The sequence below is a fragment of the Planobispora rosea genome (genome assembly GCF_014648175.1).
Classification (GTDB): domain Bacteria; phylum Actinomycetota; class Actinomycetes; order Streptosporangiales; family Streptosporangiaceae; genus Planobispora; species Planobispora rosea.
Genome location: NZ_BMQP01000003.1, coordinates 311,693 through 322,127, shown reverse-complemented (window position 1 = coordinate 322,127; position 10,435 = coordinate 311,693). Strand labels below are relative to the sequence as shown.

Here is a 10,435-nt window from a genome sequence, read left to right as displayed (position 1 = left end):
GACCGGCCACATACAACTCCCCGGCCACCCCCACCGGAACCGGCCGCAACCACCCATCCAACACATACACCCGGGTGTTCCACACGGGTCGGCCGATCGGGACGGAGACGGCGCCCGGTTCGGGGCGGTGCTCCCAGAACGTGACGTCCACCGCGGCCTCGGTCGGGCCGTAGAGGTTGTGCACCGGCACGCCCAGGCGGGCGACCGCCTGCTCGGCGAGGTCCAGCGGGAGGGCCTCGCCGCTGCACAGGACGCGGCGCAGGGATCCCCGCTCCGGGTCCTCCGCCAGGAAGACGGCGAGCATGGACGGGACGAAGTGCACGGTGGTCACGGCCTCGTCCCGGATGAGCCCGGCGAGGTAGACCGGGTCGCGGTGGCCGTCGGGCCGGGCGATGACCAGGGCGGCTCCGACCTGGAGGGGCCAGAAGAACTCCCAGACCGACACGTCGAACCCGGCCGGTGTCTTCTGCAGGACCCGGTCGTCGGAGCGCAGTCCGTACTCGGCCTGGGTCCAGAGCAGGCGGTTGACAATCGCGCGGTGGGAGACGACGACGCCCTTGGGCCGTCCGGTGGAGCCCGAGGTGTAGATCACGTAGGCGGGGTTGTCCGGTGCGGGCCGTACGCCGAGGTTCTCCGGCGAGTACCCGGAGGGGTCGGCGGTGGCCAGCCAGAGGGGGTCGATCACCAGGACCGGGTGTGCGTCGGCGAGCATCGCGTCGATCCGCCCCCGCGGGAGGCCGGGGTCGATCGGCAGGTAGGCTCCGCCCGCCTTGACCACGGCGTACATCGCGACGAGCAGGTCCAGCGAGCGGGGCAGCATCAGGCCCACGGTCCGCTCGGGCCCGACGCCCCGCTCGGCCAGGAGCCGGGCCAGCCGGTTGGCCCGGGCGTTCAGCTCCGCGTAGCTCAGCTCCGCGCCCTCGAACACCAGTGCCGTCGCCTCCGGTGTACGAGCGGCCTGAGCCTCGAACAGGTCCGCCAGCGTCACATCGGGTACGGCGGCCGCTGTCTCGTTCCACCGGTGCAGGACCAGGTCCCGCTCGTCGGCGGGGAGCGCGTCGAGCGCCCCGACGATCCGGTCCGGGACCGGCCCGCCCGGCCGTCCCGCGTGCTGCGGCGTGATCCCCCCGGCCAGGGTGGCGAGCACGTGCCGGAGCCGGTCCAGCAGGCCCGCGGCCTGCTCCTCGGTGAACACGTCGGGCCGGTACTGCAGGCGGAAGCGGAGCCGCTCCCCCGGGATCACCAGCAGCGTGACCGGGTAATGAGTGGCATCGGCCACGTCCGCCGCGGTCAGCCGGAGGTCGCCGACCGCGGTCCGCGGGTCGACGGGGTAGTTCTCCATCACCAGCAGCGTGTCGAACAGGACGCCGCGGTGGATCTCGGTCAGCCCGAGGTGGTGGTGGGGCAGCAGCTCGGCCTGTTCGTCGCGGAGCCTGCGCAGCAGGTCGCCGACTGATTCGTCGGGCCGGAGCCGGACCCGGACCGGGACCGTGTTGATGAGCAGGCCCACCATCCGCTCGGCGCCCGGCAGGTCGGCCGGGCGGCCGGAGACAGTTGCCCCGAAGACGACGTCGTCGCGGCCGGTGAGCTGGGCGAGCAGCAGGCCGAAGGCGGCCTGCACGACCGTGTTCAGTGTGGTGGAGCAGTCACGGGCCAGCGTGCCGAGGGCCGCGGTCAGGGCGGTGCCGAACTCGGCGGTGACGCGGGCGGGCGCGGCGGGCGCGGCGGGCGCGTGCGGGGCGACGAGGGTGGGCTCGTCCAGGCCGTCGAGGGCCCGGTCCCACGCCTCCCGCGCCGCCGCGCGGTCCTGACGGTCGAGCCAGGCCAGGTAGTTCCTGTACGGCGGTGCGGGCGCGGCCTCGCCCTCCGCGTAGAGGGTGAGCAACTCCGCCGCCAGGAGCGGGGTGGACCAGCCGTCGAGCAGGATGTGATGGTTGGTCAGGATCAGCCGGTGCTCGTCCGGCGCGAGCCGTACGAGAACGAACCGGAGCAGCGGCGGCCGGGCCAGGTCGAAGCGGCGGGCCCGCTCCTCGGCGGCGACGGCCTCGGGGTCCCGGCTGGAGACCTCCCGCCAGGGGACCTCGACCCGGCGGTGGATGAGCTGGACGGGGTCGTCGAGCAGGCGGAAGGAGGCGCGCAGGACGGGGTGCCTGCGGACCAGTCGCTCGGCTGCCTGCCGGAGCCGGGGCGTGTCCAGCGGGCCGGCCAGGTCGAGGGTGAGCTGGGCGGTGTAGACGTCCACGTCGAGCAGGGAGTGGAAGTACAGGCCGCGCTGGAGCGGGGCGAGCGGCCAGACGTCCTGGAGGTCTGGGTCAGGATCATCGGGGACGACCGAACCGCCGGAACCACCCGAACCGCCGGGGGCGCCGGCGTGACCGGAGTCCCCGGAACCGCCCGGAACACCGGAATCGCTCGATATACCGGGACCGCTGAGCCCCGTGGACCCCTCGCGGCCCATGAGGCTGTCAAGCTCGCGCTGGCTCAGCGGGGCGAGCACGTCGGAGGGGGTCAGACCGCCCCCGGAGTGCCGGGAGATGCCGGTGAGCGCCTCGCACCACGCGGCGGCCAGGGCCACGATCTCGTCCTCGGAGTAGGCGGTGCCGGCCCAGGTCCAGGTGGCGCGGAGGGTGTCGCCCAGCACGACGGCGTCGATCTGGATCGCGTGCCGGAGGGGGGCGGCGGCGTCCCGGCCACCGGACAGACCTCCGTCGGCCGGTTCCCAGTCCCCGCCGGAGACGGTGACGCGACCGAGGTAGTTGAAACCGATCTCCGGCCGGGGAAGCGCGGCGAGCACGGGGGCGGTGACCGGGTTGAGGTGGCGCAGCAGGCCGTAGCCCAGCGGGTCGGGCAGGGCTCGCAACTGCTCCTTGACCCGCTTGACGACCTCCCCCGCCGCGGTCCCGCCGCCGGTGAGATCGGCCCAGTCGAGCTCGCCCGCGTCGATCCTGACGGGGTGCATGCTGGTGAACCAGCCGACCGTCCTGGACAGATCCGCGCCGGGGAGAATCTCCTCATCGCGGCCGTGCCCTTCGACGTCGACGAGCACGTCGCGCCGCCCGCCCCACCGCGCGACCGCCGCCGCGAGACCGGCGAGCAGCACGTCGTCGGCCCGCCCGTGGAACGCGGCGGGCACCTTTCCCAGCAGCGGCCCGGTGACCTCGGCCGCGAGTTCCACGACCAGTTCCCCCCGCTGCGCCCACGTTCCCCACCGCCCGGTAACAGCGCCCTCGCTCCCGCTCGGAACCGCACTGCCATCCGCTGCGGGGAGGGAGGCGACGATCCGCCCGGCGGGGGAATTGGTGATCACCCGTCCGGTGGTGGCCGTGTCCGATGGTGCGGGCGGGGTGGGGGTCCGAGCCGGGGCGAGGGTGGGGTGGGGGCCGGCGAGGAGGGTGGTCCAGGTGCCGAGTTCGGCGGTCCTTTCCCGTGCCTCGGCGTGGAGGCGGTGGGCCCAGGCACGGAAGGAGGTGGCCACCGGGGCGAGGGACGCGGGGCGGCCCTCCTTCGCGGCGGACCAGGCGGCGAACAGGTCGGGCAGGAGGATGCGCCAGGAGACGCCGTCGACCACCAGGTGGTGCAGGACGAGCAGGAGGCGGCCGGACCGCCCGGGACCCGCGTCCAGCCAGACGACCCGGACCATCACCCCCGCCTCCGGGTCGAGCTCCGCCTGGGCCAGGGCGAAATGCTCCTTGACCGCCTCGCTCAGCCTCTCCTCGCTCAGCCTCTCCTCGGACGGCTCGTCGCCGGAGGACCTCTCCCGAGGCGGCTTCACCGCCGGGCTCGCCTCGGAGGATCCGGCTCGGAACGGCTCTTCCGCCGTGATGCCGGTAGCCGCGACCCGCCGTACGCAGGCTTCCGCCCGGACCGCTCCGCTCGGCATGATCTCCAGCCCGCCGGGGGTCACCCGCAGGCGCAGCGCGTCGTGGTGGTCCAGTACGGCCTGGAGCGCGGCCGTCAGGTGGCCGGGGCCGAGGTCCGGCGGGACCCGGAGCGTCACGCTCTGGCAGAAACCGGCGACCGGCCCGCCCGGCTCCGTCAGCCACGCGATGATCGGGGTCACCGGGACCGGTCCCACCGGCTCCACCGCGTCGCCGTCCGCCGCCGTCCCGGTGCCCTCGCCGGTCTCCTCGGCGGCGAGCGCGAGCGCCTCGGGCGTCTGGTGCCGGAACACCTGTGTGGGAGTGATGCGGAGCCCGGCCTCGCGGGCCCCGGCGACGAGCCGGATCGCGACGATGCTGTCCCCGCCCAGGTCGAAGAAGCCGTCGTCGGCGCCGACCCGGTCCAGGCCGAGGACCTCGGCGAACAGCCCGCACAGCAGCCGCTCCCGCTCGCCCTCGGGCTCCCGGCCTCCGGTCTCGCGGTCCGGCGCGGGAAGCGCCTGCCGGTCGATCTTGCCGTTGGCGTTCAGCGGGAGGGAGTCGAGCATGATGACCGCGCCGGGCACCATGTACTCCGGCAGCGACCGCCGGACGAAGGCCCGCAGCGCATCCGGGGAGAGCGTTCCCGTGCCGCCGTCCGGAGCGCCTTCCGGAGCGCCGCCCGGAGCGCCGACGACGTAGGCGACCAGCCGCCGGTCCCCCGGCCGGTCGTCGCGGGCCAGGACGACCGCCTGCTCGACCTCCGGGTGGGAGGCGAGCACCGCCTCGATCTCGCCCGGCTCGATCCGGAAGCCGCGGATCTTGACCTGCCGGTCGGCCCGGTCCAGGTAGTGGAGCTGGCCGTCGGCGCGCCAGCGGACCAGGTCGCCGGTGCGGTACATGCGCCCGCCGGGGGTGAACGGGTCGGCGACGAACCGTTCGGCGGTCAGGCCGGGCCGGTTCAGGTAGCCCCGGGCCACGGCGGGGCCGGCGACGTAGAGTTCACCGGTCCCGCCGAGCGGGACCGGGCGCAGCCCGGTGTCCAGGACGTACAGCCGGGCGTCGTAGACGGGACGGCCGATCGGGATGTCGTCGGGCGAGGTCAGCGGGTCGCTGGTGGTGACGACGACGGTGGTCTCGGTCGGCCCGTACACGTTGATCATCCGGCGTCCCCCGGACCAGCGCCGGACCAGCTCCGGGCGGCAGGCCTCGCCGCCGGCCAGCAGTGTGCGCAGTTCGGGAAGCGGCCTCTGCGGTACGGTGGCCAGCGCGGCGGGCGTGACGAACGCGTGCGTGATCCGCGCCTCGGCGAGGAAACGGCCGAGCGGCTCTCCGCCGTACACTCCGGCGGGCGCGAGCACCAGCGCCGCGCCGGCGGAGAAGGCCATCAGCCACTCCAGCACCGCCCCGTCGAACCCGATCGAGGCGAACTGCATCACCCTGGCGTCCGGGGTGACCGCGTACCGGTCGATCTCGGTCCGCGCGTAGGCGGGCAGGCCCGCGTGGGTGACCACCACTCCCTTGGGGCGGCCGGTGGAGCCGGAGGTGTAGACGACGTAGGCGGGGTGGCCGGGCAGGATCGGGACCCCGGGATCGGTGTCGGGCAGTTCCCCGGCGCCTGCCCCGGGCAGCGCCCCCGTCCCGGACGGGCCGCCGCCGTTCCAGCCGCCGTTCCACTCGTCCAGGTCGACGATCTCCATGTGGTCCGGGCGGATCGCCGCGATCACGGCGGTGGTCCCGCCGCCGGTGACCGTGATCGGCGGGGTGGCGTCGGCGAGCATCACGGCCAGGCGCTCGGCGGGATGGTCCGGGTCGAGCGGGAGGTAGGCCGCGCCGGACTTCAGGATCGCCAGCAGCGCCACGATCATCTCGGGTGAGCGCGGGACCGACAGGCCGACGTAGCGGTCCGGGCCGGCGCCCCGGGCGATGAGGTGGTGCGCCAGCCGGTTGGCGCGGGCGTTCAGCTCCCCGTAGGTGATCTCGGTCGTCCCGGTTGCTCCGGTCGTCCCGGTCGTCCCGGTTGCCCCGGTGTCCCCGGCGACGAGCGCGACGGCCTCGGGAGCGCGCCGTACCTGCTCCTCGAACAGGTCCACGGCGGTGCCGGGCGGCACGTCGCGCGGGGCGGAGCCCCACTCGGCCAGGAGCGTGTGCTCGGCGTCGTCGAGCAGTTCGATCGCGCCGACGCGGCGGCCGGGGCCGGACCGGGTGATCCTGGTGAGGAAGCGCAGGAAGCGGTCGTGGTGGTCGGCCAGCTCGGCCTCGCCGTACAGCTCGGGATGGCCGTCGAAGTCGACGCGCACGCCGCGGCCGTCGGAGCCGTCGTAGAGGTTGATCGACAGGTCCTCGACCGGGCCGGTGGCCAGCGCGTGCGCGGTGGCGGCGTGCCCGGCGAACTTCAGGTCGTAGTCGAACCGCATGATGTTGACCACCGGCCCGAACAGCCGCCCGCGCACCTCGCGGCGGAGGTCCTCGTAGCGGTACCGCTGGTGCGCCAGCAGCCGCCCGACCTCCCGGTTGACCTGCGCGACCAGCTCGCCGAGCGTCATCTCCGGCGGTACGGCCAGGCGCAGCGGGAGCACGTTGGAGAGCATCCCGGGGGTACGGCGGGCGGCCGGCGTGGTCCGGGCGGTGACCGCCAGCCCCAGGACCACCTCCCGGGTGCCGCCGAGCCGTGCGACGAAGGCCGCGGTGGCGGCGATCACCAGCCCCGAGACGGACGTGCCGTGCGAGAGCGCCGCCTCGGTGAGCGCGGCGGCGTCCTCGTGCCGCATCGTCGTGCTCCACCGGTGGAAACGCGAGGTGGCCACGGGACCGGGCGACGCCGTACCGGAGGACGCGGCACCGGGCGACGCGGCACCGGGCGACGCGGCACCGGAGGACGCCGTACCCGACGACAGGGTCGGCACGGCGGGCAGGTCGCCGAGCACGGCCAGCCAGTGGCGGCGGTCGGCCTGGTGGCGGGCGGAGGCGCGGTAGGCGGCGTCCTCCTCCAGCAGGGCCGCGAGCGAGCCGAGGTCTCCCGGCTCCGGGTCGCGCCCGTCGGCCAGCGCGGTGTAGACCTCGGCCAGGCGCTGGGCGATCATCGGCCCGCTGTAGCCGTCCATGATCACGTGATGGCAGCGCAGGTACCAGAAGTAGCGGTCGTCGGCGACGCGCAGCAGCGCGGTGGCGATCAGCCTCTCCGCGGAGAAGGGCGACTCCAGCTCGGCCCGCATCCACTCCAGCGCGGCCCGCTCGTCCCCCGGGTCGAGGAAGGGGCACTCCAGCTCCCGCTCCTCGACGACCTGCCATTCCCCCGGCCCGGGGCCCTGCCCGTCCTCGACGATCCGCAGGTGCACGGCCTCGGCCTCGCGCGCCGCCCACCGGACCGCCGCGGCGAAGACCTCCGGCTCCACCGGGCCCGATATCTCGATGTACTGGGCGATGTGGATCGGGTCCCCGGGAGCCAGTCTCTGGGCACGCCAAATTCCACTCTGCGCTGCGGACAATGGCAGAAATGAATTAACGATGTGCACCATCGCCACGCTTTCCATCTGGGCCGTCGAGAACGCCGGATGTGTGCGTATCAGCACTTCACAGAGGCGGAAGCGCATTGTGTGCGATGCCTCTGATCCCTATTTGTTACTCGGAAGTAAATCATAGGTGTGATCTACCTCGCAATAATCCGGATTATCACTTGCCGCTAAATTCCCCCTCCCTTCTTTCGCGTTTTCCCACGGTGCCGGGACGCGGTCTCAGCATGACGCGCGGGCGGACGGCCCGCCGGGTCCTGAGCATCACCTGGGGCCGCACCCGCGAGGTCCGGAACCGCGCGAGGGGGGTGCCGCCGCGCCACCAGCGGAAGCCCCGGGCCAGCCGGCCCGGCCACCAGATGGCGTCGCCGGCGTCCAGGGTCAGTGCGGTGACCAGCACCGATCGGACGATCATCGTGTCGAGGAGCACGCCCACGGCCACCGAGAAGGCGATCTGCACGGTCTGGGAGAGCGGGAGCACCACGAGCACCGCGAAGGTGCCCGCCAGCACGACCCCGGCCGAGGTGATCACCCCGCCGGTCGCCTCCAGGCCCAGGACCGCGGCGCGCGCCGTGCTGTGCCGGTGGGCCTCCTCGCGCACCCGGTGCATCAGGAAGATGTTGTAGTCCACGCCCAGCGCCACCAGGAACACGAAGACCAGCAGGACGAACCCCTGGTCCACCCCGGCGAAGCCGAACAGGTGGGTGAAGGCCAGCGCGCTGATCCCCAGCGTGGCCAGGAACGACACCACAACGGTCACCAGCAGCAGCAACGGCGCGACCAGGGAGCGCAGCAGCAGGGCCAGCACCGCGAAGACCACCAGCAGCACCAGCGGAATGATCACCTCGCGGTCCCGCTCCGCGCCCCGTTCCAGGTCGGCGATGAGCGCGACGTTCCCGCCCACGTTCACGTCGGGGGCGGCCACGGCGCGCAGCCGGTCCCGCAGGGCCAGTACCTCCTGCCGCTCGGACTCCTCGCCGTCGCCCGAGCGCACGGTCACGTTGAGCAGGATGTCGCCGTTGCCCGCGGCGCCCAGGGAGATCGCGGTGACCTCGGGCCGCTGGGCGGTGTCCACGATCACGTCCTTGACGTACTGCTCGGTGGTGACGACCTGGACCGGGTCGGACGTCGCGGCCGGGAAGTGCCGGGCGGCGACCTCCTGCCCGACGACCGAGTCGGGCCTGCCGAGGAACACGTCGGCGTTGTCCAGGCCGCCCTCCCGGTAGGCGGCCAGCCCGGTCGCGCACGCCGCCAGGGCGGCGAAGGTGACGATCCACACCAGGCGGGGGTTGCGGGCGATCCGGCGGCCCAGCCTGCCCCACACCCCGCCCCCGGCTCCCGCTCCCGCTCCCGTCTCGCCCGCGTGCGGGTCGTAGTGCGGGATCATCGGCCAGAACACCCACCGCCCGCAGATCACCATGACCGCCGGGAGCAGCGTCATCATCGCGAGCATCGCGCTCGTCACGCCGACCGCCGAGACCGGGCCCAGCCCCTTGGTGGAGTTGAGCTCGGCCACCACCAGGCAGAGCAGCCCGGCCACCACGGTCGCCGCGCTGGCCACCACCGCGGGACCGGCCCGGCGCAGCGCGATCGCCATGGCCTCGTGCCGGTCCTCGTGGCGGCGCAGCTCCTCCCGGTAGCGGGCGACGATCAGCAGCGCGTAGTCGGTGCCGGCGCCGACCACCAGGACCATGAGCAGGGAGACCGCCACGCTGCTGACCGTGATCACCCCGGCGGCGGCCAGCCCGTAGTTCACCCCCATCGCGACCGACAGCCCGACCCCCACGATGCCGAGCGGGAACAGCCACAGGACGGCGCTGCGGTAGGTGATCAGCAGCACGACCACCGCCACGCCCATCGCGGCCAGCAGCAGGTCGGTGTCCACGGTGGAGAAGACCGCCAGCGCGTCGGCCTGGAAGCCGACCATGCCGGTGATGTGCGCGGCCAGCCCGGCCGGGCGCCCGTCGTCGAGGACCCTCCGCACCCGGTCGATGATCTGGGCGGTCTCGCGCCCGCCGTGGTCCCTCACGATGACCACGACCTGGACGGCCTCGCCGTCCTTGGACTTCTGCGCGACGAGCAGCTTGATGGTCTTGGTCAGTTTGGGGATCCGGAGCTTCCTCTCCACGGCCTGGAGCTGCTCGGGCAGGTTCCCCTTCGCGTCGCGGTACGGCTTCAGCTCCCGGTCGAGGTCGTCACGGTCGAAGGTCCTGCCCCCGGTCGGCGTGGGCAGCTCGGCGACCACCCCGTCGATCCCGGCGAACGCCTTCATGTCGCGGGCGATCTCGTCCTGGTCGGCTCGGGTGATGCCGCCCCGCCGCTCGTAGACGAGCGTCGCGGGGGAGAGGTTCTCGCCCTGCATGCCGAGGATGCGCTTGACCGCCTGCGCGGAGTCGGCGCTGCCGGGCAGGTAGGCGGCGATGTCGTCCTTCTGCACCGACTCCAGCCGCCCGGCGAAGGACCCGGCGACGGCGATGACGCCCAGCCAGACGACCAGCACCAGCCACTTGGTACGGCGCCCGCACAGCAGGCCGGCGATCGTCCGGCCGGACCAGGGGCGGCCGGGCGGCGGAGAGTCGTCCGGGCGACCGGGTTCCGGCCCACCGGGACGCAGGCAATCCCGGTGACCGGACGGCGGGGGCCCCGGGCCGTCGGGACGCGGGACGTCCGCGCCGCCGGGACGCGGGGAGCCCGGACGACCGGGCGGCGGGGAGTCCGGACGGCCCGGCAACAGCCCGGGCACCACACCGGACCTCCGGCGGCCGGGCCGCGGACCCGACAGCGGCCGACCGGACATCAGGCGGTGCTCAACCTCCCCCGGATGTGGTCCGCCATGGCCGCGACGGTCGGATGCTCCCAGACCAGCGTCGGCTCGATCTCCAGCCCGTACTCGGCCTCGATGTCACCGCAGAGGCTGAGCGAGTAGACCGAGTCCATGCCGTACTGGGCGACCGGGACCAGCGGGTCGATCTCCTCCGGCGCGCGCATGACGTAGGAGCCCACCTGAGCCCGGAGCCAGTGGTGGATGCCGTTCAGGTCGATGGCGACCCCGGCGTCGGCGGACAT

Annotated in this window: 3 protein-coding genes; all 3 read right to left on the bottom strand. The window is 73.7% G+C overall.

The window, feature by feature from the left end; genetic code table 11:
• The coding region (locus tag IEZ08_RS04745) for a non-ribosomal peptide synthetase (protein ID WP_189241736.1) at positions 1–7,345 on the bottom strand (7,345 nt) is incomplete at its 3' end.
• 184 nt (positions 7,346–7,529) lie between these two features.
• Positions 7,530–10,112, bottom strand: coding sequence for an MMPL family transporter (locus IEZ08_RS04740; protein WP_189241735.1), 2,583 nt, complete (start codon positions 10,110–10,112; stop codon positions 7,530–7,532).
• A gap of 53 nt (positions 10,113–10,165) precedes the next feature.
• On the bottom strand, positions 10,166–10,435 hold the full coding sequence (locus IEZ08_RS04735) for an acyl carrier protein (RefSeq protein ID WP_068924669.1): 270 nt from the start codon (positions 10,433–10,435) through the stop codon (positions 10,166–10,168).